We start from the raw sequence: 21,722 nt of genomic DNA on the forward strand, positions 1-21,722 counted from the left end.
CGAACTCAGAAGTGAAACGATGCATCGCCGATGGTAGTGTGGGGTTTCCCCATGTGAGAGTAGGTCATCGTCAAGATTAAATTCCGAAACCCCTATCTGCTGATGCAGGTAGGGGTTTTGTTTTGCCTGCTATAAACATGCGAAAGTTCGTGACAAATTTGCACACTTATTTTTGAGCCGCAGCACTAGAATAGCCCCACCTTAGTTGAGCCAGAGCGCTATATGTCCGATCCGTCAGACGTTGATAGGTTGTCAGATCTGCCCCTGAACGATCTGGTGGCCTGCCATGAATGCGACCTGTTGATGCGCAAGCCCCACCTGGCTCGCGGCGAGAAGGCCGAATGTCCTCGTTGTGGGTATGAGCTTTATGCTCACCGTCACAACGTAGTCGAACGCAGCCTTGCCTTGGTCATCGCTGCTCTTCTGTTATACGTGCCAGCCAATTTTTTACCCATCATGCAACTCAACCTGCTCGGACAGTCCTCCCAGGACACCGTGTGGAGTGGCGTGGTCGGCCTGTTCGATACGGGCATGCAAGGCGTATCGGTGGTGGTGTTCCTGTGCAGCATGGGCGTTCCGCTGCTCAAGCTGCTTTGTCAGTTGGCGGTGCTGCTGGCTATTCGCCTGGGTGTCGGCCTTAGCTACGGTTTATTGCTGTATCGCATTTATCATCATTTACGAGACTGGGGCATGCTTGAGGTGTACTTCATGGGCGTGCTGGTGGCCATCGTCAAGCTGGCCGATATGGCCTCCATCACCGTAGGTCTTGGCCTGGTGTGCTTTGTCAGTTTATTGCTGATCCAGGTTTGGCTCGAAGTGGTGATGTCACCGCATCAGATCTGGCAGGCGTTATCAGGAGAGGATGCCCATGCGGGCAATTGATGCGGGCATTCTGGTTTGTACCGAATGTCATGAGTTGAATCGACGGGATCCCGAGCTCGACCGCCAGACCTGTACTCGCTGCGGCGCACGGGTTCATCCTCGGCGCCCGAACAGCTTGATGCGCACCTGGGCGCTGTTGCTCACTGCGGCGATTCTTTATATCCCGGCCAATCTGCTGCCGATCATGACCATCAACTCGCTGGGCCAGGGCGCCCCGAGCACCATCATGGCCGGTGTCATCGAGCTGGTACACCACGGCATGATTCCTATCGCCGCCGTCGTGTTCATCGCCAGTATCCTGGTGCCCACTTTCAAACTGGTGGGCATCGCGTTGCTGCTGTTTTCCGTGCAGCGACACCAGCCCATGTCGGCGCGTCAACGCATCCTCATGTACCGTTTCATCGAGTTCATCGGCCGGTGGTCGATGTTGGATATTTTCGTGATCGCCATTCTTGTGGCCGTGGTGAATTTTGGCCGGCTCGCCAGTGTCGAAGCCGGGCTCGGCTCGATTGCTTTTGCCAGCGTAGTGATTTTGACAATGATTGCCGCAGTAACCTTTGATCCCCGACTGATTTGGGATAACACGGAGTCGGATAACGACCATGACTGAATTGCCTACCGCTAAAACCCGACCGGCTTCGAACTGGTCGGCCATCTGGGTCCTGCCGCTGATTGCCTTGATCATCGGCGGCTGGCTTGGCTGGCGGGCTTATAACGACACCGGAATCGAGATCAGTGTGCGCTTTGAGAGCGGCGAAGGCATTCAAGTCAACAAGACTGAAATCGTCTACAAGGGCATGACCGTCGGTAAGGTGAAGAATCTGACGCTCGATGACGAAGGTAGCACCAAAGGGGTGATCGCCACTGTCGAGATGAACAAGGACGTCGAACAGTACCTCAAGACCGGTACCCGTTTCTGGCTGGTCAAGCCGAGCGTCTCGTTGGCCGGGATCACTGGCCTGGAGACCCTGGTCTCGGGCAACTACGTGGCGATCAGCCCGGGCGAAGGGGAATCGACGCGCAAGTTCAAGGCGCTGGCCGAAGAGCCGCCGCTCTCGGACGCCAAGCCAGGATTGCACCTGACCATCAAGGCCGATCGCCTGGGCTCACTGGACCGTGGCAGTCCGGTGTTCTACAAGCAGATCCAGGTCGGTCAGGTGAAGAGCTACACCTTGTCCGAGGACCAGAGTACGGTTGAGATCAAGGTCTTCATCGAACCGACCTACGCCAGCCTGGTGCGTAAACACACGCGTTTCTGGAACGCCAGCGGCATCAGCATTGATGCCAACCTGTCGGGCGTCAAAGTGCGCAGTGAGTCGCTCGCCAGTATCGTGGCCGGTGGTATCGCGTTTGCCACGCCGGAAAGCCGCAAGGACAGCCCGCCCACCGACCCGAGCCTGCCGTTTCGTCTTTATGAAGACTTCGACGCCGCCGCTGCCGGGATCCGCGTGAAGGTCAAGCTCAGCGACTTCGAAGGTTTGCAGGCCGGCCGCACCCCGGTGATGTACAAAGGCATCCAGGTGGGTAGCTTGAAAAACCTCAAGGTCGACCCGGACCTGTCCAGCGCCACTGCCGAATTGACGATGGACCCACTCGCCGAAGATTACCTGGTAACGGGCACGCAGTTCTGGGTCGTCAAGCCATCGATTTCTCTGGCTGGCATCACAGGCCTGGAAGCCTTGGTGAAGGGCAACTACATCGCCGTGCGCCCGGGTGACAAGGGCAGCGCACCGCAGCGCGAATTCGAAGCCAGGGCCAAGGCGCCACCGCTGGATTTGCGTTCACCGGGGCTGCACCTGGTCCTGCTCACCGAGAATCTTGGATCGCTGGAAGTCGGCAGCCCGATTCTCTATAAGCAGGTCAAGGTCGGCTCGGTGCAAAGCTACCAGTTCTCCCGCAAGAAAAAGCAGCTGATCATTGGCGTGCACATCGAGAAGGAATACGAAGGACTGGTGAATGGCTCGACACGCTTCTGGAACGCCAGCGGCATCACCCTCACCGGCGGTTTGACGGGCGGGATCCAGGTCAAGAGCGAATCGCTGCAGAGCCTGATGGCCGGCGGCATCGCCTTCGAAACGCCGGAGCCCAACGTGCCGCTGAAACGGCGTATCCCCAGGTTCCGGCTGTTCGAGGATCGTGAAGCCGCGCAACAGCGTGGCACCGTTGTGACGATCAAAGTCGACCGCGCCGACGGCTTGCGCAGCGGTACGCCAATCCGTTTCAAAGGGCTGGATGTGGGCAAGATAGAGGACGTGGATCTGAGTGCCGATATGCAATCGGTCCTGGTCACGGCGCGTATCACCGAGGTGCCGGAGCGCATCGCCCGGGTCGGTTCGCTGTTCTGGGTGGTCAAGCCGGAACTGGGCTTGATGAAGACCTCCAACCTGGAGACCTTGGTCACGGGCCAGTACATCGAAGTGCAGCCTTCGGCGAAGAACCTGGGGCCGCAGAAGAACTTCGTGGCGCTGGACAATCCGCCGCAGAGCGCGGTGCCGGAGGCAGGCCTGAGTTTGGTGCTGAGCGCGGCTCGCCGTGGTTCGTTGAAGATCGGTGTGCCGGTGACTTATCGCGAGATTACCGTGGGCAAGGTCACCGGGTATGAGTTGGGCCAGACGGCGGACCGCGTGCTGATCCATATCCTGATCGAGCCCAAGTACGCGCCATTGGTACGTAGCGGCACGCGATTCTGGAACAGCAGCGGTTTCGGTCTGGACTTCGGTCTGTTCAAGGGGGCGACCGTGCGGACCGAATCGCTTGAGACCTTGATCCAGGGCGGTATTGCGTTCGCGACGCCGGATGGCGAAAAGATGGGCAACCCGGCACGACCGGAGCAGACGTTCCCGCTGTTCGATAAATTCGAGGATGAATGGCTGACCTGGGCGCCGAAGATCAAACTCGATAAATAAAGCTGGAGGCGCTATTTGTGCCTGTCCAGGGACCGCGTCGCCGCCTTCGCGAGCAAGCCCGCTCCCACACTGATTCTTCAGTGGAAACAAAGGTCTGCGCACACCGCAGATCTACTGTGGGAGCGGGCTTGCTCTCGAAGAGGCCAGTGAAATCAACAAACAGTCGGCATAAATGAAAAAGGCCGCGATCCATCTGGATCGCGGCCTTTTCATGCCCGGCTTTCAGCTTACACAGAATCCAGTTCCGGCTCATCGGCCTGCACATTCACCGTGGCTTTCACTGCATCGTGACGACGGATGTATTTCCAGTCCGCTTCGTCGATGTAGATGCCGTTCGGTCCGCTGCCGCCTTCCAGGTCGATGGCAACACTGGCGCAGACCTGCGGCTTGACGCTGGCGAGGATCGGCACGAAGCCCAGTTGCAAGCTGGTTTCCAGCAACGCTGCCTGGTTCTTCTCGTCGATGTCCGCGGCTTCGTCCAGGTAGTACGGCAGACGCACGCGGCCGGCCTGTTCGCGGTCCATCAGGTGCAGCAACAAGTACATGTTGGTCAGCGCCTTGATGGTCATGGTGGTGCCGTTGGATGCCGCGCCGTCGATGTCGGTGTGGATCACCGGCTGGCCGTTGACCTTGGTGATCTCGAACGCCAGTTCGAACAGGTCCTTGAGGCCGAGCTGGTTGTGGTTCGCCGCCACCAGCCGCGCCAGGTACTCCTTGGCTTCTTCGTTCTTGTTGTCCTGCTCGGCGCTCTGGCTGAGGTCGAACACCGACAGGGTCTCGCCTTCCTCGTACTGGCCGGCGCTGTGGATGATCTGGTCGATGTGCTTGAGCGCTTCTTTGTTCGGCGCCAGGACGATGCGGAAGCTCTGCAGGTTGGACACCTGGCGTTTGTTGATCTCGCGGTTGAACAGCGCCAGTTGGTGCTCGAGGCTGTCGTAGTCGCTGCGAATGTTGCGCAGGGTCCGGGCGATGTCGGTGACCGCCGCACGGCGTGCCTTACCCAGGGTCAGGGCTTCATCGGTGCGGTGGGCGTAGGCGTTGATCAGCAGTTGCAGACGCCGCTCCATGTCGTCTTCGCTGTCGAACTTGGCCACGCCCTTGAGACGTACCTGGGCGTACAGCGCTTCGATCTGGCCGTCGATGCGCAACAGGCCTTGCCAGCTGTCCTGGTAGTCGTTGAGCAATGGCAGCAGGTTGTCCATGGAGTCGTCGACCGGGTCCATGAATGGCGTGCCGAACGGCAGGTCCGCCGGCAGCAGTTGCCGACGGCGCAAGGCGTCGTCGAGGGTGCGCTGCTTGGCTTCCATGTCGGCGATCTGCCGGCCAACCAGCTGCAACTTGGCGGACAGCTGCTGGACGCGTTCGGTGAAGGCGTCGCTGGAGCGCTTGAGTTCGTCCTGGGCCGCTTCCATCTGCGCCAGTTGCTCAAGCTTCTCGCCTTCTTCGGCGCTCAAGGTCTGGGTGCGACGGAAATCTTCGAGGGCTTTCTGCGCGTCCAGTACCTGCTGGTACAGCGCTTCGGTCTGGGTCTTGCTCGCCGCGCGGTCGGCGGCCACGGCTTGCTGGGTCTTGAGCTGCTTGAGTTCTTTTTCCAGGCGTTCCTTCTGGTCCCGCAGGGCGGCGCGGTCGGCCAAAGCTTGCAAGGCGGGCGGCTCAATGTGAGACAGGTCGATGGACAGGCCCGGCACTTCGAAACGCTCACCTTTAAAGCCGTCGAGGATCAGTTCCATGGACTTGACCCACTCGCCGTTCTCGTCCAGCGCGATGCCATGCTCGCCCAGTGGCAGGCTGAACAGGGCGCTGTTGAACAGGCGCATCAGGCGTTCGACGTCCTGCTGCGAGAACTCTTCGCGCAGGCGGGCGTAGCTGTTGTTGTCGGCGTGATCGAGTTGCTGCTTGACCGACTTCAGGCGTTTTTCCAGATCCCGCAGGCGCTCCTCCAGGTCTTCGGCGCTGAACTGCCGGGACTGGGCCAGGGCGCCGGCCAGTTCGTCGTGGGCGTCCTTGGCGGCAAGCAATTGTTGCTCCAGGACTTTCACGTCATCGACCAGGGCGAAGCGATGCTTGAGCACCGACAGTTCGCCGAGCCAGCGCTGGATGCCGCTGATTTCCCGTTCCAGGCGCATCAGTTCCTGAGTGCCGCCGCGCTGGTCGTTCTGCAGCGAATCCTGTTCGTTGCGGTAGTGTTCGGCCTGGATGGTCAGCTCTTCCTTGCGCGCACTGGCGTAGTCCGACCAGGTGCCCAGCAGCGAGTCGAGCAGCGGCGACAGGCGATGCAACTTGCCGCGCAGGATATCGCGCTGCTTTACGCCGTTGGCCAGGGCTTCCACCAGCGGACCGGCCGCGACCAGAGAGTTGTAGTCCTGCTCCATGCGTCGTACGTCGCGGAAGGCTTCTTCGCACGCGGCGATGTAGTCCACGCTGCCGGAACGCAAGCTGTGCTCGAAGGCATCGAGGAACAGTTGCTTGAGCTTGGCCGCGGTGATTTCGCGCATGTGCAGCAGGTTGATGAACAGCGCACGGAACGTCTTGAGGCTTTGTTCGCTGGTGGAGCGCAGCGGAATCAGCGTCAGGTCCAGTGGGATTGAGGTGTGGCCACCCACCAGCAGGCGTCGCAGTTCATCGGGCTTGAGCTCATAGGCCTTGAGGCCTTCGCGCTCAAGGTTGGTGAACAGTTCTTTCTGACGCAGGCAGGTGTCGTTTTTCTGGTAATGGGCCAGGTCCAGTTTGCCGGCGTAGGCAAAGAACTGGTGACCGAAACCGCCGCCGGGGCCGCGTCCGACCACGCCAATCACATGAGGACCGTGGGGCAGGGCGACTTCCACCAGGATGTAACTGGTGTCCGAGGCAAAATAGAACCGCCGGGACTGTTCCAGGCTGTACTTGCCGAAGCTCATGTCTGACATGCGCGCCAGGATCGGGAACTGCAAGGCGTTGATCGACGCGGATTTACCCAGGTTGTTCGCACCGTACACCGACAGCGGTTCTTCCAGCGGGAACAGGCCGAGGCTGTAGCCGGCGGTGTTCAAAAGGGCAAAGCGGCGGATGCCGTAGCGTTCCTTGCTCATGCGTCGGTCTCCTGTTCTTCGGCAATGGCGCGGGCCAGTGCGTCTTCTTCGCTTTCGTCTTCAAAAGGTGCCAGGTCGAGCGGGTCGTCGGTTTGCAGCAGGTTCTCGTCGCTGTCTTCGTCGATGATTATCGGCGCCGGCAATGGCAGGACGCTGTGCACGCTGGCGGCCAGGTCGCGGTCCTGCTGGACCGACAGGCAGACGTCGAGGAAGCGGTGCATCGGCGGCAGGAAACGGTACACGCCGTTGTCTTCGCTGGCGAAGCCCAGTTGAGTCATGCGGCGCATGATTTTTTCTTCCAGCTCTTCCTGGGTCTGCACTTCGGCCTGGATGAACAGGTCGCGGTACTTTTCCAGTAGCGACGGCAGTTCGTCACGGCCCAGGCTGCCACCGTCGAGCACGGCAATCGGGTCGCGACCCTGGTCGGCCAGGTGTTCGACAAGGATGAAGGTGAACAGCGCCAGGCGCTGGGCGGTCTTGTTCACCGCGGCGGCGGCCAGGTCCGGCACGAAGTAGTAGAAACCACGGGTGTCGCACACCAGTTCGAAACCCAAGGCCTTGAACAGTGTGCGGTACTGGTCCTGGAAGTTCGACAGTTGCGCGTACAGCTCCGGGTCGCGGCGGCTGACGTGGTAGCCCTTGGACAGCTCGCGAAAGATCGGCGCCAGTTGGGACAGTTCGGAAAGATCAAGATGCATTTGGGATGCTCGCAGAATCCTCGGCGGCGCTGTCGCGGGCCGAGAGCAGGGCGAAGGAGCGCAGGCTGACCTGATGCTCGTGAGTGTGATAGTCGCGGCGTTCCAGACGCTCGCGCTTGAAACGTTTTTCCCGCGACAGGCGCGAGAACCAGTACAGCAATTCGTCGGTGGCGCCGTCCGGCTCCTGCTCCAGCAGCCAGGTCATCAGGTCCGGCATCGGCAGGGCGTCTTCGCAGCGCTCGACCATCTCGCGCACGGTGCGCGGCGCCCGTGGGGCTTCGCCGCCCTTGTGGGTCTTGTGGGCTTTGGGGAAGCGCGCCGGTTTCGGTTCGAAACGGGCCAGGGCGTAGACGTAGGCCTCAACCTGGCTGGCACTGCCGAGGAAGGTGCTTTGCGGCCGGGTGAACAGCGGCATGGCTGCCTGCGGCACGGCATCGATGCCTTTGCGGCGAATGGCGGCTAGGGCCAACGCCGCGCCACGGGTCACGGCGTTGTGGCGACGGGCTTCCTCGCGCAGGGGCAACAGCAGTTCACGGGCATGGCGCAGAGTCAGTTGGGCACTGGTCTGCATCTCGAGGATGCGGGCGTGGGTGCGCAGCAGCATGTCGTCGTCCACCAGGTGGCCGAGGCGCTGCTGCTCGGTGAGCATGCGCAATAGCACGTTCTCGACCTTGCGCACGCCTTGCTCGAATGCGCCGTCGGCGTTCACCAGTTGGATCATCGGTTCGACGTATTCGTCCCAGGTTGCCAGGACTTCGGCGTAGCGCTGACGCAGCGGGATCTGCCGGTCGCTGGTCTTGGCCCGTTCAGCCACGGCCACCAGGGCCTGCTCGTCATTGGCGAGTTTCTTCAGGACGTCGCGCACGCGCATGTCCAGCAGGCGCAACTGGCGGGCGAGGTCGTTGCCGTCGCGCACGTCAAACGCATCCTGGATGTAGCCGGCCAGGCGCTCGAGGTGACGCAGGTAGGCTTCGATCTCCAGGCACAGGCCCAGGCGGTGTTCGCGGCGCAGGTAGGCGAGGAAGTCATGGATCTGGGCGTTGAGCTCGAAGCGGTTCGGGCTTTTCGCCACCGGCACCAGGATGTCCAGGCGGATCCACACGTCCAGCAGGCTGGTGATGTCCTGGGGCGTGCTGTCCAGTTGTTGGGCGGCCAATTGTGAACGCAATTCGTTGAGGCTCAGGGTGCCCTGGTCGAAGTGCTCGCACAAAGGTTCCAGCAATGCCCAGTGTTCAGCGAGGGCGCGCAACACGCGCTTGGGTTCGATCATCGCAGTGGCCGTCGGGTTGGCAATTAAAAGCGGCGATTGTACTGCATCGGGCCGGTTGCGATTCACCCCTGAGACGGACTGTCGTCGCTATCGGCCAACTATTGATTCAACAGGGAAGCGATCCGCGTCGAAGGACGGTAGAATCCCTCCCACTTTCAGTTATCCACAAGTGGCCGACCCTTGCTTATCGAGTCCCGTCGCCGCGCCTATCTGACCGCCATGCAGGTGGTCAACTGGCTGCCGCGCACCGAATTGCCGTTCGCCGCCCCGTCGCGGCCCGAGCTGCTGGTTATGCCCGAGCCGGTGGAGACCGTCCCGATTCCGGCGGTGCCGGTGGCCCGGACCGTCGCCGAGCCGTCGGCGCCTGCGCCTGAGCGGCCGAAAATCGAAGTGCCGCGGCCAAGCCTCGCTTCGACCCGGACCAATGCCAAACCGGTGGAAGAGGCCGAGCCGGAGCCGGCCCCGGTCAAGGTCCCCCACATCCCGCCGCCGCGCTTCGCCCTGCAGCTGCTGCGGGCCGGGCGTTGCCTGCTCCTGGTGGAGTTGCCCACGGGCGAGCCGTTCCAAAGCCGCGATCCGGCGTACTTGCTGCTCAAGGACATGCTGCGCGCCGCCGGCCTGCCAGACAGCCCGCAGATCGTCGGCGAGCCGGTGCGCTGGCCGCTGTTGTCCCGCGGCACTATGGATCAGGGGCCGGAGGCGGCGCGGGATTTCGTCCAGGGTTTTGTCTCGGCGCGGCTCGAAGACGAGCCCTGCGTATGCCTGTGGCTGATCGGCCTGCCGGCGGTGAAGTTCGCCGGCGAGGCGGATGCCGAAGCGTTCAACCGCGAACTGCAGGTCGAAGGCCTGGGCTCGGCCTGGGCGCTGCCCGGCCTGGAACTGTTAATGGAAACGCCACAGCACAAGGCTGAAGTCTGGCAAGCCATGCGCCGGCTGATGGCGCGTTGGAAAGAATCGAATGAGTGACGCTGTATCGTTCCGCCCGATGACCGAGGCGGACCTCGACGCTGTGCTGAAGATCGAATTAGCGGCCTACAGCCATCCCTGGACCCGGGGGATCTTCCTCGACGGACTGGGCAAGTACCAGATCTGGTTGATGTTCGAAGGCCAGCAGCAAGTGGGCCATGGCGTGGTGCAGATCATTCTCGATGAAGCGCACCTGCTCAACATCACCGTCAAGCCGGAGAACCAGGGCCGTGGCCTGGGTTTGCGCCTGCTGGAGCACCTGATGTCGATTGCCTACAAGGCCGAGGCCCGGGAGTGCTTTCTCGAAGTGCGCGACAGCAACCGCAGCGCGTTCCGCCTGTATGAACGCTACGGTTTCAATGAGATCGGCCGGCGACGCGATTACTACCCGGCGGTGGGTGGGCGTGAAGATGCGGTGGTGATGGCCTGCACTTTGGTGGACTGAGTTTCGCCCCTGTGGGAGCGGGCTTGCTCGCGAAGGCGGCGTCACATGTTGCAAAGATGCAAGCTGACCCACCGTTTTCGCGAGCAAGCCCGCTCCCACAAAGGATTTGCTGCGACTGTCGGAATCTAGCGCTTGCCATCCAGCGGGTCGAGATCCGCCAGTTCCGCCTCGTCCAGCCCGTCACCCCCACCGATATCATTCTCATCGACGATACTCAGGTCCCAATCGGCCTGTTCATCATCACCGGCCTCGTGGGCATCACGGGCGCCGTCTTCGCGGATCAGGGTTTCCGGGCTCAGGTCGTCGTCGGTCGGTTGCCGATCGTCCATGGACGCACCCGTCAGGCCTGCTTCGCGTACCCGTTCAGGCGGCATCAATTGCTCGCGTTCGTCTTCCGGCAACTCGTCACCGATCTTTGCGCTGGGCTGTTCGTCGTCGAACTCCAACTCATGCATCGAGCCCATGCGGTCCTCGTTGTCGTCGATCGGTTCCGGCTGCGTGGCATCGAAGGGGCGTCGTGAATCATTCATGGTAATTCCTCTGACTATGGGCCTTACTGGGTGGACCCGCAGCGCTGCCAGGAATTCCAACGACGTCATCGAAGTGACCTCGGCAGACGGTCCGTTGTCAAAGTTGCGCACTATTCTCGAGGGCTAGACAGCATGAACGAATTACAAGATCTGATTGATAACAACGCGCGCTGGGCCGATGCGATCAAGCAGGAGGATCCTGACTTCTTCGCCAAGCTGGCTCGCCAGCAAACCCCGGAATACCTATGGATCGGCTGTTCCGATGCGCGAGTGCCGGCCAACGAAATCGTCGGCATGCTGCCGGGCGACCTGTTCGTGCACCGTAACGTGGCGAACGTGGTGCTGCATACGGACCTCAACTGCCTGTCGGTGATCCAGTACGCCGTGGACGTGCTCAAGGTCAAACACATCCTGGTGACCGGCCACTATGGCTGCGGTGGCGTGCGTGCGTCGATGCAGGACCGTCAGTTGGGCCTGATCGACGGCTGGCTGCGCTCGATTCGCGACCTGTACTACGAACATCGCGAGGCGCTGGCCCAACTGCCGACCGAAGAGGAGCGCGTCGACCGCTTGTGCGAACTCAACGTGATCCAGCAGGTGGCCAACGTCGGGCATACCAGCATCGTCCAGAACGCCTGGCATCGCGGGCAGAAGCTGTCGATCCATGGCTGCATCTATGGCATCAAGGACGGACGCTGGAAAAGCCTGGACACCACGATCAGCGGCTTCGAGCAATTGCCGCCGCAGTATCGGCTACGTCCGGTCGGCGCGCCCTGAGTCCGTTTGATCAGTCGCGGTGACACTGATGACGCCAGTGCCGCAGGAATTTCATCCCCTGTTCGTTGGGCGGCTCGTCATAGCCGGTGATCCAGCCATGACAGTTGGACGAGCCGCACCGGCAAGCGAACTGCCGGTATAACTTCTGTTCGGTACTGGCGTAATCCATCGTCAGGCAGTCGCCTTTGTGGATGTGGGTCAATGCCCACAGCCACAATTCGCTCATGTCCAGGAAGACATTCGGGTTGCAGGAGTGGCGAAGCAACCCGGCGAAGCGTGGGTCATACATGTGGATGTCCGGCAGGATCTGCACCGTGTACAGACGCCGTCGGCTCACGAGCAGCCCGGAGACCCGGCACATCCGCTCCATGGCGGCGAATTTTTTCAAAGCCACGATCCCGACGCTGCGCCCGTTGGCTGCGTGCAATATTTCGAAATTGTGCACGGACGGATAACCCAGGCGGGTGCTGAGCTGTTTTTCCGGATAGATGCAGTCCGGGTCCAATGAACTGGCTGTGTCGGTCACATAAGCGGTCATGACGGTCCCTGTCGGTGCTGGACACTCGACTTGCTGACGTTGGCGTCCTGCCAACGTGGGTGATTGACCCCATTAGCTTCATCCAAGTCGGGCGCGACATCTACTGTCAACTCTGACAGGCGCCGAAAGCGCTTTCCCGCGTGAGCATAGGCTTACGCGGGAAACACCTCTCAGGATCAGACCGCTTCAGCGGGCAACGGCATCGGCACTTTCAATTGTGGAAGTTGCGACTTGATGGACGGTGTCTCGCATTTTTTCGTCGCGTCAGCCGGCGAAAGGTCGCGGATCGAGGTGTAGAACAACTCGCAAGTCTGTTCCTTTTGCGTGACCTGCCAAGTCTGCGTGCACTGGTTCAACAAGGTGCTCGGATCGGTGCCCGGCTTGCTGCCCATGCCCGCCTGCCAGCAGGCGGCGCTCAAGTCCTGGCCCATGACTTTCAAGCCGGCGGCGTCAGCCTTGGCTTCGTCCCCATCGTAGTTGGTCTTGTCCGCTGCGTACCAGATATAGCTCGGGTGGTTCGAACCCAGCACCGGAACCTTGACGCCGCCGGCCGGAGTGATGGTCGCCAGGCCGAGCACGCCAACGGTCTGGCCATACTGGGTCTTGATCCAGTTACGCACCGGTGCTCCGAACGCCACCATCGGCAAGGCGGCCCCGCTGGCGTTCTGGGTGACCTGCTTGACCATGGTGGTCTGGTAATCGTTGAAGTAATCGTAGAGCCCTTCCAGCGTCTGGCCGGCATTGGACGGGGCGGCAATCGGGGCGATGTCGATGATGGTCTGGTAGCCTGGCGTCTGGTCGGCGGCAATGCCGTTGGCGGTCAGCAGTGTGGCCCAGCGGTCGGTGGTGGCTGACTCCAGGTAGTCCTGGGCCTGGGTCAGAGAATAGTCCGGCGGGAAATGCAGCAGTTCGACGCTCTTGCGGTTTTCCAGGGCCATGCCCAACGGCAGGAACAGGTACCAGTTGTACGACCATTTTTTGTCGCTGTTGAGTTTGGTCGCGCCGTTGTACGCCAGGTCCCCGGCGTTGAGCAGCGCAGTCAGCGGTTGACCGTAGCTCTTCGGCACACCGCTGATGCTGGCGTAGACAATGTTGTTGTCGGTCTTGACGCTGACCTTGGCGGCGCCGTAGCCGTCGCGCTGCACGCTTTGGGTCAGGTAATGCTCGACGGTCTGTTCCAGGGTCCAGTTACGAAAGCAAATGACGTTGCAGTTGTTGGGATAGGCGAAGAGGCGGGTAACGCGTTCGGTGCTGCCCAGCTGGACATCGATGTCGTTGGCGTGTGCGGCGGCACTGAAGGCCAGCGCGGCAAAAGACAGTACGGCGAGTTTGGACATGCTCAGTTCCTTTTCAGCGTGTGGACCCCTCGAACAGGGTGTATCCATACTGAAACAGTCTGAGCCGAAGAAAAAGTGGGCCGACAGAAATATCGGCCCTTTTTTATGGCTTTATGGCATCACTGGCGGCAAATAGCTCAACGTTGTTCCCAGTGCCCACAACAACGCCAGCACCAGAGGCGTGTGTACCAGCAACTGTACGAAGGAAAAGCCGATCAGGTCCCTGGCTTTGAGCCCCAGCACACCGAGCAGCGGCAGCATATAGAACGGATTGATCAGGTTCGGCAGCGCCTCGGCGGCGTTGTAGATCTGTACCGCCCAGCCCAGGTGATAGTTGAGGTCATTGGCCACCTGCATGACATAGGGCGCCTCGATGATCCACTTGCCGCCGCCCGAGGGAATGAAGAAGCCCAGCACCGCCGAATAGATGCCCATCAACAAGGCGTAGGTGTCATGGGATGCGATCTGTACGAAAAAGGTCGAGATGTGGTGGGCCAGTGTCTGCGCGTCGCTGCCCTTGACCGTGGTCAGCAGCGCGGCGATCGAGCCATACAGTGGAAATTGGATCAACACGCCGGTGGTGGTCGGCACCGCACGGGCCACGGCATCCAGGAAGCTTCGCGGGCGCCAGTGCAGCAGCGCACCGAGCATCAGGAACAGGAAGTTGTAGGTGTTGAGTCCGGAGATGGCGCTGATCGCAGGCTTGGTCGAGAACTCATGGAACAGCCAGCCGGCCGCCAGCAATACCAGGGCGATGGTCAGCAGCGGGCTGTGCTCCAGCCATTCGCCGGGTCGGGTGCGCGGTTGCAGGGCAGGCATGCTGAAGCTGGGATCGATCCCGCAGGCCGTCGCATCTCGGGCGCTGTTCGGCCCCGGGGCGGTGGCGTAGGCGATGATCACGGAAATCACGATCAGGGCCAGCAGCATTACCCCGGACTGCCAGAGGAAAATGGTCTGGGTGAACGGAATGACACCGGTGATCGACAGGATCGATGGCGGCAGGCTCGCCGGGTTGGCCTGCAATTGCGCCGCCGATGAAGACAACCCCAAGGCCCACACCGCGCCCAGGCCCAGATAGGCGGCGGCGCCGGCGGCGCGATAATCCATCTTCAGATCGGTACGCCGGGCGAGGGCGCGCACCAGCAAGCCGCCGAATACCAACGATAGGCCCCAGTTGAGCAATGACGCGACCATCGAGATCAACGCCACCCAGGCCACCGCAGAACGGCCATTGCTTGGGATGCGCGCCAGGCGATCGATCAGCTTGACCGCCGGTGGCGAGCTGGCGACGACGTAGCCGCCGATCACCACGAAAGCCATTTGCATGGTGAAGGGGATCAGGCTCCAGAAGCCGTCGCCGAACGCCATCGCGGCCGCCGTCGGCGTTGCGCCGATCAGTTGGGTCGCCACGGCGACCACCAGCACCGCCAGCGCGGCGAACACCCAGGAGTCGGGGAACCATCGCTCGGCAAAACTGGAACAGCGCAAGGCAAAGCGGGCGGAACGGCTGTCTTCGATGTCGGTGGTCACGGCAATTACCTCGTTCTTATGGTTATGGGTATAGGTAGCGGCAAGGCTTCGGCGCTCACTTGCCAACGATAGGACAATCCCAATGACCCTGGCAGCGGATCGGGGTTCGAACTCCCCATCGGATTATTTCCTGGCTGACCCGCCACGCGCTTAAGAAAACTTCGGCAGGGCCGATGGCAAGGGAACAGCCCCCTTTAATTCTCCTGCTGTCGGAGCATGTCCATGTTCAATACCCGCTTGAAGCAGGAGCTCTTGGCTCTTCGCCAAGAACTGTCGAGCCTTGTACAAGTAAAAGAAAGCCTGGACCGCGAAATGCTTGGTCTGACACTGGACGCTGATGGGCGGATCCAGTCGGTCAATCAGAATTTTCTCGACGAATTACACTACAAGAGCCAGGACTTGATTGGCCGGTCAGTCGAAGAACTGGTCCCCGCCTATTTGAGAAGCAACGAATTCCAGCAGCGCTTCAGAACGGCAGTGACCCGTGGTGAGCATTTCTCCGGCGCCGTGCGCCTGCTGCGCGGTAACGGCAAGGAAGCCTGGCTACGTTCGATCCTGCAGCCAGTGCGCAATGCCGAGGGGCGCATTCGCTATTTTTCAATGTATTCCAACGACCTGACCCGTACGATCGAGAATTCTCGCGAGCACGAAAACCTTCTTGGCGCGTTGGTACGTTCGACGGCGGTGATTGAGTTCGACCTGTCCGGGCATGTGCTGACGGCCAACGACCGCTTCCTCAACGCGATGGGCTATAGCCTGGCGCAGATCAAGGGTAAGCATCACCGCACGTTTTGCGACCCCGAAGAATACAACAGCGCCGCTTACCAGCAATTCTGGAAGCGCCTGAACAGTGGCGAGTTCGTCGCCGGGCGCTTCAAGCGGATCGACAGCAATGGCCGGGAAGTGTGGCTGGAGGCTTCCTACAACCCGGTGGTCGACGCCAATGAGCGTTTGTACAAAGTGGTCAAGTTCGCCACCAATATCACCGACCAGGTCAACCAGGAAAAAGCCGTCGCCGAAGCGGCCAACATCGCCTACAGCACCTCGTTGCTAACCGATAACAGCGCTCAGCGCGGCACCACGGTGGTGACCCAGGCCGTGGATGTCATGCGCGACCTCGCCCGGCACATGCAGACCGCCGGCGAGGGCATCGAGGCCCTGAACGAGCAATCGCTGGTCATCGGTACCATCGTCAAGACCATCAGCGGCATCGCCGAACAGACCAATCTGCTGGCGCTCAACGCTGCCATCGAAGCCGCCCGGGCCGGCGAGCAGGGGCGCGGCTTCGCGGTGGTCGCCGATGAAGTGCGGCAACTGGCGTCGCGTACCAGCCAGGCGACGGATGAAATCGTCGGCGTGGTCCGCCAGAACCAGGACATGGCCCGCAACGCCGTGGCCCTGATGACCGACGGCCAGCACCAGGCCGAACAGGGCCTCGCCCTGGCAGCCGAGGCGGGAACGGTGATCGTGGAGATCCAGGACGGGGCGAAGAAGGTGGTGGATGCGGTGAGTCAGTTTGCCAATCAGCTATCGACTTGAATCCTGGCGTTATTGTTTTTTACATATTAATTATTGTTTTGCGATAATTTCAGGCCTATGTTTTGCGCTCCTATCATTCTGCTGGAGCTTCACATGGGCACGAATCGTCTCGCTTTGTACAGCCAGCGCATGGCTGCCGTAACGCTTGTTTTCATCGTCGCGATGATGGGCGTCAACGCCGCAGCCTGGCTCTTTCCGGAATTTGCATCACAGTACGGCCTGGGTTTTTCGCTGACCGAGCGGCAGCTGTCGAGCCTGTCCGAAGGGGCACTGCGCCTGGCCGGTTGGCAGAGCCTGGGCGCGATCCTTCTGACGAGTATCCCTTTGCTGGCGTTGGCGGCCGGGCTGGCCAACCTGCGGCAGTTGTTCATGCGCTATGCCCGGGGCCAGTATTTTTCCAGCGAAGCTGCGGTCTATCTGGGCCGGGCGGGCCATGCCGTCGCGCTGTGGGTATTGCTGGATTTCCTGTGCGAGCCGCTGCTCAGCGTGCTGGTGACGATCAATGAGCCGGTGGGCCAGCGATTGATTACCGTCAGCATCACCGCGCCGTCCTTCGTCGCTTTGTTTCTCGCGGCCTGTATTGCGATCATTGCCCGGATACTGTCCCAGGCCAGTGAAGTCGATTCAGAAAACCGGACCTTTGTTTGAGATTCCCATGCCTATCGTGATCCAACTTGATGTGATGCTGGCGACGCGCAAGGTCAAGTCCAAGGACCTTGCCGCCGCCATCGGCATTACCGAAGCCAACCTTTCCCTGTTGAAGCAGGGAAAGGTCAAGGGCATTCGGCTGGCGACCCTCGAAGCCATTTGCAGCTACCTGCAATGCCAGCCTGCGGACCTGCTGGTTTACCAGCCCCAGGGCGAACCGGATCAATCGCCCAGCGCCTGACCTTCACGCCGTGGGTCGGCCCCGCCGGCCAGTGAGACTTTACCTTGCGCGTCCCGTACCCGAACGATCGCCTGGGTCCCGCTGGTCATGTCGATCTCGCTCACGGTATGGCCCTTGTCTTTGAGCGCCTGGATCAACGCCGGGCTGAACTGCCCTTGCTCCAGTTCGGTGGGGCCGTTGCGGCTGCCGAAGTTGGGGAGGTTGATGGCGGTTTGTGGGTCCAGGTTCCAGTCGAGCAGGCCGATCACGGACTTGGCGACGTATTCGATAATCTGCGAACCGCCTGGTGAGCCGACTGTCGCCAGCAGTTCGCCGCTCTGGCGATCGAAGATCAGGGTCGGTGCCATGGACGAGCGCGGGCGTTTGCCGGGTTCGACGCGGTTGGCGACTTTCTGCCCGTTCTCTTCGGGAATGAAAGAGAAATCAGTCATCTGGTTGTTGAGCATGAAACCCTGGACCATCAAGTGCGAGCCGAACGCCGACTCCACCGTGGTGGTCATGGACACAGCGCCGCCCAGGTCATCCACGGCCACCACCTGCGAGGTGGAGATGCGCAACGGCGAACGGTCCGGCGCATAGGCCACTTGCACACCCGGCGGTGTCCCGGGCTTGGCGACGCCCATGCTGCGTGGGCCGATCAGCGCGGCGCGGCTGGTCAGGTAACCCGGGTCGACCAGGCCTTTGACCGGTACAGGGACAAAATCCGAGTCCGCGACATACTGGGCGCGGTCGGCGTAGGCCAGGCGCTCGGCCTCGGCGATCAGGTGCACCGCTTCGGGCGCGGGTTCCAGGCCCGCGGGTTTATCGGTCTTGAGCGGCTTCAAGGGCGCCAGGGCTGCATGACTGTCGCGCTGTTCCAGGTTCTGAAGTGTGCCGAGGATCTGCGCCACGGCGATCCCGCCCGAAGAGGGGGGCGCCATGCCGCAGACTTGCCAGCGCTTGTAATCGGTGCATAACGGCGCGCGCTCCCGGGCGCTGTAGCCCTTGAGGTCGCTCAAGGACAGGCTGCCCGGGTTGGCATGGCCTTGGACCTTGGCGACGATCTCCTCGGCCACTGGTCCTTGGTACAACGCATCGGCGCCCTCGTTGGCAATTCGTTTGAGCACGCCGGCCAGGGCAGGGTTTTTCAGCAGCGTGCCGACCGCTTTCGGGCTGCCATCACGGTTAAGGAAATAGGCCGCCATGTCCGGCGAGCCCGGCAGGGACGGATCGGCAGCGATCATCGAATGCAGCCGGGGCGAGATCGCGAATCCCTGTTCCGCCAGCGTGATGGCCGGCTCGAACAGCGTCGCCCATTTGAGACGGCCATGTTTGCGATGCGCCAGTTCCAGGGCGCGCATGACGCCGGGCGTTCCCACTGAACGGCCGCCAATCTGTGCGGCGGTAAAGGGCATGGGCTTGCCGTCGGCTTGCAGGAACAACTTCTCGGTGGCCCCGGCCGGCGCCGTTTCGCGTCCGTCGTAAGTGCGCACCGCCTTGCCATCCCACAGCACAATGAACGCACCACCGCCGATGCCGGACGATTGCGGTTCCACCAGCGTCAGCACCGCTTGCATCGCAATCGCCGCATCAATGGCCGAGCCGCCACGGCGCAACATCTCCCGCCCAGCCTCGGCCGCCAGTGGGTTGGCTGCGGCTGCCATGTGTCTGGCGGCGTGTTGGGTTTGCAGGTCGGTGCGGTAGCCGGAAGCGATTTCCGGGGCGGTGGGCAATGTGGGGGTGGCGGTGGAGGAGGGCGGTGCCTTACAGGCAGTGAGTGTCAGGGCAACAGCCAGCAGCGAAACGGCTGACAGGCGAAGAAGATTCGGTTTGAGGTCTGTAGGCACGTGTCGCTCCATCCGTGGCGTGGAATAGGGATCGACTGTAGCGATGCAGGATGCCTGGCGCAAATAAACACCGGATCGAACAAACCTTGCTGTACCCGTCAGAGTGCTTTTGCGCAGGCATAAAAAAACGGCTTATCTTTCGATAAGCCGTTTTTCGTACTTGGTGGCTACACAGGGACTTGAACCCCGGACCCCAGCATTATGAATGCTATGCTCTAACCAACTGAGCTATGTAGCCAAGTGGCGCGCATTATTCGCTGGTAACGAAGATGTGTCAAGCGCAAATCTGAAATATTTCTCTGCGCTTTCAACCGCTTATCCATCCTCGCCGCAAATACCTGTCAGCCGAGTTGAAATCTCCCCGTATTGGCACTCAGGGCCTGGCTTCCCTGGCTCAAGGTGTCCGCTGCCAGGTTCACGGCCCGGGCGCCATCGAGCAGGCGCATGGCCGCCTGGTCGACCTGCTGGATATTGCCGCTGACCTCATCGGCGGTGCTGGCCTGTTCGTCCACCGCCGTGGCGATTTGCGCCAAGGTGTCGGTCACGCTTTGTACGGCGGTGGCGATTTCACCCAGGCGTTCACCCAGGCCGGTGACGGCCTGGGCGTCGGTCTGGGCCTGGCCGCAGGCGGCTTCCATCAGGTTCACCGCTTCGGTCACGGTGGCGCGCAGGCTGTCGACGGTACTGGCAATCTGTTGAGTGGAGGATTGGGTGCGTTGCGACAGGCTGCGCACCTCATCGGCCACCACCGCGAAACCACGGCCCTGTTCCCCGGCGCGCGCCGCTTCGATGGCGGCGTTGAGGGCCAGCAGGTTGGTCTGCTCGGCCACGCCACGAATGGTGTCGACCACCAGCTGGATCTGTTGCCCCTGCTCGCTGACCCGGCCCAATGCGGCGGCGGTCTCGTTGAGCCGCTGGTTGAGTTGCTGGATGCTCGCCGTGGTGCGTTGGCTGTCACGGCTGCTGTCGGCGGCGATGCGGCGGGTCTGCTGGGCGCTGTCGGCAGCCTGTTCGCAGCTTTTGGCGACGCCTTGGGAAGTGGCGGCCAGTTGGGTCGCGGCGGCTGCGATCTGGCTGATCTGCATCTGTTGGGCTTCGACTTCTCCCAATGCACCACTGGAATGGGTATTGAGGGTGCGCACGGCATCGCTCAACTGCAGTGTTTCGTGATCGACCCCCAGCAGGCTGTTGCGCAGTTGCACCACGGCGACGTTGAGAGCCGTGCTGATGGCCGCCAGTTCGTCGCGCCCTTGTACCGGCACTTGCAGGCTCAGGTTGCCGTCACGCAGGGCCTCGGCCAGCAGCGTGATGCCGCTGGCGCTGCGCCGGATCGAGGCTTGCAGGCAGACGAACAGGTAGAGCGCCGCCAGCACCAGGCAGCCCAGCACGGTTGCGACCAAGGTGAACTGGCGAATCGCCGTGGCGTGGTAGTGATCCAACCGAGTGTCCAGCGCCACCAGCGACTGCTGCCGCAGCGTCGCCAGATCGCCCAGCAGGGCATCCATGTGTTTCTCGAAGGCGTCCGGCTTGAGCGTGATCGAGCCACCGAATACCCCGTCATCCAGCACCTTCAGGCCCGCATCGAGATGCTTGAGGCTGCCCTGGTACTGGTCGGCCCAGGTTCGCAGGTCGCTGGGCAGGCGCGTTTCCAGCAGCGCGCCGGTCTTGACCAGTTGGTCCCGGGCATCGCCAATACGGCTGCGCAGGTCCCGCAATTGCAGGCGGCTCTGCAAGGTAAATTGGCCTGATACCACCGAGGCCTGGCCGACGCTGGCCAGGCGGCCGACCCGTTCGATCAGGTCCGGCGTCTGCTGGGTCGCAATCTGCGTCAGCAGATAGGTCTCCAGCCAGGAAGCCAGGGTCAGGCGGTTGTCCATGACCATCTGCTCGCGCAGGGCTTGTAAGGCGCTGAGGGCCGCGGTGAAACGATCATAACCGTCTGGCCACCAGCCCACGGCGCCCAGACTTTTGGAGTCGAGGCCGTTGAGGCTGGTTTGCAAGGCCTGATAACGGGCGAGAGTGTCGGCTTCGGCACCTTCGGCTTGCAGGGTAGCGCCCAGGTCATTGGCGGCCTGGTTGAGCGACGGTTGCACGGCGTCGAACGCGGCCATCGCGGCCAGGGTAGCCGGCGTCGGTTGTCGATTGGTTTCCGTAGCGCGCCAGCGGGCGGCGCGGTCGCGCTGGGCGGTGAGCAGGTTGTCCAGGTTGTCCAGGGCCAGCAGTTGGCGCACGCCAGCGCGCTCTCCGGAAACCAGGTTGAGTTTGTCGCGGTAATCCTGGCCGATGAGCCACAGGCTGCCCATCAACGGCAGGATGAACAACAGGAACAGCAATTGAAACTTACGGGCGAAGCCGAAACGTCCCAGCCATCTGATTCCCGGTGATAGAAAAGCCTGCATGCCCATACTCCCCTGAACACCCGCGCACTGTTTTTGTGCGTTTCTACACAAGTGCCGAAACGGATGTCCTTTTAAAAGGCCTCGAAAGTTTGTCCAAATCGGCGCGGTAGGCCAGCTCTGTA

Annotated in this window: 18 protein-coding genes and 1 tRNA gene; 9 read left to right on the top strand and 10 right to left on the bottom strand. The window is 61.6% G+C overall.

What is annotated here, in order from left to right:
* Positions 1-222: 222 nt before the first annotated feature.
* From RGM2987_RS10125 to RGM2987_RS10135, 3 genes are read left to right on the top strand one after another with little or no spacing between them, the layout of a single operon-like run.
* Complete coding sequence (locus RGM2987_RS10125) at positions 223-882, top strand: paraquat-inducible protein A (protein ID WP_245140385.1); 660 nt, start codon at positions 223-225, stop codon at positions 880-882.
* The gene (locus RGM2987_RS10130; protein WP_245140465.1) at positions 869-1,492 is read left to right on the top strand and encodes a paraquat-inducible protein A; all 624 of its coding nucleotides are present in this window, start codon (positions 869-871) and stop codon (positions 1,490-1,492) included. Before RGM2987_RS10125 ends, RGM2987_RS10130 begins: the two co-directional genes overlap by 14 nt.
* The gene (locus tag RGM2987_RS10135) at positions 1,485-3,788 is read left to right on the top strand and encodes an MlaD family protein (protein ID WP_245140388.1); all 2,304 of its coding nucleotides are present in this window, start codon (positions 1,485-1,487) and stop codon (positions 3,786-3,788) included. Before RGM2987_RS10130 ends, RGM2987_RS10135 begins: the two co-directional genes overlap by 8 nt.
* Positions 3,789-4,015: 227 nt before the next feature.
* Here RGM2987_RS10135 and mksF read toward each other — a convergent pair whose 3' ends face one another.
* The 3 genes from mksF to mksB are packed head-to-tail and all read right to left on the bottom strand — an operon-like array spanning position 4,016 to position 8,824.
* Entirely contained in the window at positions 4,016-6,856 is a 2,841-nt protein-coding gene (mksF, locus tag RGM2987_RS10140) for an Mks condensin complex protein MksF (protein ID WP_245140390.1), read from the bottom strand.
* Positions 6,853-7,554, bottom strand: coding sequence for an Mks condensin complex protein MksE (gene mksE / locus RGM2987_RS10145; RefSeq protein WP_245140392.1), 702 nt, complete (start codon positions 7,552-7,554; stop codon positions 6,853-6,855). The genes mksF and mksE overlap by 4 nt, the downstream gene beginning before the upstream one ends.
* Positions 7,544-8,824: an Mks condensin complex protein MksB gene (gene mksB / locus RGM2987_RS10150; protein ID WP_245140394.1), complete on the bottom strand. Its 1,281-nt coding sequence runs from the start codon at positions 8,822-8,824 to the stop codon at positions 7,544-7,546. The genes mksE and mksB overlap by 11 nt, the downstream gene beginning before the upstream one ends.
* Positions 8,825-9,004: 180 nt before the next feature.
* Here mksB and RGM2987_RS10155 point away from each other — a divergent pair, with 180 nt between their 5' ends.
* On the top strand, positions 9,005-9,790 hold the full coding sequence (locus RGM2987_RS10155) for an energy transducer TonB (RefSeq protein WP_245140396.1): 786 nt from the start codon (positions 9,005-9,007) through the stop codon (positions 9,788-9,790).
* Positions 9,783-10,235, top strand: a complete 453-nt coding sequence (gene rimI, locus RGM2987_RS10160) for a ribosomal protein S18-alanine N-acetyltransferase (protein ID WP_245140399.1) — start codon at positions 9,783-9,785, stop codon at positions 10,233-10,235. The genes RGM2987_RS10155 and rimI overlap by 8 nt, the downstream gene beginning before the upstream one ends.
* Positions 10,236-10,360: 125 nt before the next feature.
* Here the strand turns inward: rimI and RGM2987_RS10165 are convergent, their stop codons facing one another.
* Positions 10,361-10,765, bottom strand: coding sequence for a serine kinase/phosphatase (locus tag RGM2987_RS10165; protein ID WP_245140401.1), 405 nt, complete (start codon positions 10,763-10,765; stop codon positions 10,361-10,363).
* Between the two features lie 132 nt (positions 10,766-10,897).
* On the opposite strand from RGM2987_RS10165, the gene can reads away from it, so the two are divergent.
* Positions 10,898-11,542, top strand: coding sequence for a carbonate dehydratase (gene can, locus RGM2987_RS10170; RefSeq protein WP_041023284.1), 645 nt, complete (start codon positions 10,898-10,900; stop codon positions 11,540-11,542).
* A 10-nt stretch (positions 11,543-11,552) separates the two neighbouring features.
* Here can and RGM2987_RS10175 read toward each other — a convergent pair whose 3' ends face one another.
* From RGM2987_RS10175 to RGM2987_RS10185, 3 genes are all read right to left on the bottom strand, one after another.
* Entirely contained in the window at positions 11,553-12,080 is a 528-nt protein-coding gene (locus RGM2987_RS10175) for a lysine methyltransferase (protein WP_245140404.1), read from the bottom strand.
* Positions 12,081-12,256: 176 nt separating this feature from the next.
* Positions 12,257-13,417 (bottom strand): hypothetical protein, encoded by a 1,161-nt coding sequence (locus RGM2987_RS10180; protein WP_245140406.1) that lies wholly within the window; start codon positions 13,415-13,417, stop codon positions 12,257-12,259.
* 111 nt (positions 13,418-13,528) lie between these two features.
* The gene (locus RGM2987_RS10185; RefSeq protein WP_245140409.1) at positions 13,529-14,947 is read right to left on the bottom strand and encodes a TIGR00366 family protein; all 1,419 of its coding nucleotides are present in this window, start codon (positions 14,945-14,947) and stop codon (positions 13,529-13,531) included.
* Between the two features lie 222 nt (positions 14,948-15,169).
* On the opposite strand from RGM2987_RS10185, the gene RGM2987_RS27540 reads away from it, so the two are divergent.
* The 3 genes from RGM2987_RS27540 to RGM2987_RS10205 all read left to right on the top strand — a co-directional run bounded on the left by RGM2987_RS27540 (position 15,170) and on the right by RGM2987_RS10205 (position 17,375).
* Complete coding sequence (locus tag RGM2987_RS27540) at positions 15,170-16,486, top strand: PAS domain-containing methyl-accepting chemotaxis protein (protein WP_280639884.1); 1,317 nt, start codon at positions 15,170-15,172, stop codon at positions 16,484-16,486.
* 93 nt (positions 16,487-16,579) lie between these two features.
* Positions 16,580-17,134: a DUF2975 domain-containing protein gene (locus tag RGM2987_RS10200; RefSeq protein ID WP_245140412.1), complete on the top strand. Its 555-nt coding sequence runs from the start codon at positions 16,580-16,582 to the stop codon at positions 17,132-17,134.
* 7 nt (positions 17,135-17,141) lie between these two features.
* Complete coding sequence (locus RGM2987_RS10205; protein ID WP_245140415.1) at positions 17,142-17,375, top strand: helix-turn-helix transcriptional regulator; 234 nt, start codon at positions 17,142-17,144, stop codon at positions 17,373-17,375.
* Here RGM2987_RS10205 and ggt read toward each other — a convergent pair.
* The 3 genes from ggt to RGM2987_RS10220 all read right to left on the bottom strand — a co-directional run bounded on the left by ggt (position 17,357) and on the right by RGM2987_RS10220 (position 21,600).
* Positions 17,357-19,201, bottom strand: coding sequence for a gamma-glutamyltransferase (gene ggt, locus RGM2987_RS10210; protein ID WP_245140418.1), 1,845 nt, complete (start codon positions 19,199-19,201; stop codon positions 17,357-17,359). The genes RGM2987_RS10205 and ggt overlap by 19 nt on opposite strands.
* A 161-nt stretch (positions 19,202-19,362) precedes the next feature.
* Positions 19,363-19,439 (bottom strand) — tRNA-Met (locus RGM2987_RS10215).
* A 103-nt stretch (positions 19,440-19,542) separates the two neighbouring features.
* Positions 19,543-21,600 carry a methyl-accepting chemotaxis protein gene (locus RGM2987_RS10220; RefSeq protein ID WP_245140420.1) on the bottom strand — a complete coding sequence of 686 codons (2,058 nt, stop codon included), beginning with the start codon at positions 21,598-21,600 and terminating at the stop codon, positions 19,543-19,545.
* Positions 21,601-21,722 lie beyond the last annotated feature (122 nt).

This window comes from Pseudomonas sp. RGM2987, assembly GCF_022952855.1.
GTDB lineage: Bacteria > Pseudomonadota > Gammaproteobacteria > Pseudomonadales > Pseudomonadaceae > Aquipseudomonas.

What these genes read in the sequence shown, in the direction of transcription:
- RGM2987_RS10125 (WP_245140385.1), top strand. Translation starts at nt 223, where the DNA reads ATGTCCGATCCGTCAGACGTTGATAGGTTGTCAGATCTGCCCCTGAAC.
- RGM2987_RS10130 (WP_245140465.1), top strand. Translation starts at nt 869, where the DNA reads ATGCGGGCAATTGATGCGGGCATTCTGGTTTGTACCGAATGTCATGAG.
- RGM2987_RS10135 (WP_245140388.1), top strand. Translation starts at nt 1,485, where the DNA reads ATGACTGAATTGCCTACCGCTAAAACCCGACCGGCTTCGAACTGGTCG.
- mksF (WP_245140390.1), bottom strand. Translation starts at nt 6,856, where the DNA reads ATGAGCAAGGAACGCTACGGCATCCGCCGCTTTGCCCTTTTGAACACC.
- mksE (WP_245140392.1), bottom strand. Translation starts at nt 7,554, where the DNA reads ATGCATCTTGATCTTTCCGAACTGTCCCAACTGGCGCCGATCTTTCGC.
- mksB (WP_245140394.1), bottom strand. Translation starts at nt 8,824, where the DNA reads ATGATCGAACCCAAGCGCGTGTTGCGCGCCCTCGCTGAACACTGGGCA.
- rimI (WP_245140399.1), top strand. Translation starts at nt 9,783, where the DNA reads ATGAGTGACGCTGTATCGTTCCGCCCGATGACCGAGGCGGACCTCGAC.
- RGM2987_RS10165 (WP_245140401.1), bottom strand. Translation starts at nt 10,765, where the DNA reads ATGAATGATTCACGACGCCCCTTCGATGCCACGCAGCCGGAACCGATC.
- can (WP_041023284.1), top strand. Translation starts at nt 10,898, where the DNA reads ATGAACGAATTACAAGATCTGATTGATAACAACGCGCGCTGGGCCGAT.
- RGM2987_RS10175 (WP_245140404.1), bottom strand. Translation starts at nt 12,080, where the DNA reads ATGACCGCTTATGTGACCGACACAGCCAGTTCATTGGACCCGGACTGC.
- RGM2987_RS10180 (WP_245140406.1), bottom strand. Translation starts at nt 13,417, where the DNA reads ATGTCCAAACTCGCCGTACTGTCTTTTGCCGCGCTGGCCTTCAGTGCC.
- RGM2987_RS27540 (WP_280639884.1), top strand. Translation starts at nt 15,170, where the DNA reads ATGTTCAATACCCGCTTGAAGCAGGAGCTCTTGGCTCTTCGCCAAGAA.
- RGM2987_RS10200 (WP_245140412.1), top strand. Translation starts at nt 16,580, where the DNA reads ATGGGCACGAATCGTCTCGCTTTGTACAGCCAGCGCATGGCTGCCGTA.
- RGM2987_RS10205 (WP_245140415.1), top strand. Translation starts at nt 17,142, where the DNA reads ATGCCTATCGTGATCCAACTTGATGTGATGCTGGCGACGCGCAAGGTC.
- RGM2987_RS10220 (WP_245140420.1), bottom strand. Translation starts at nt 21,600, where the DNA reads ATGCAGGCTTTTCTATCACCGGGAATCAGATGGCTGGGACGTTTCGGC.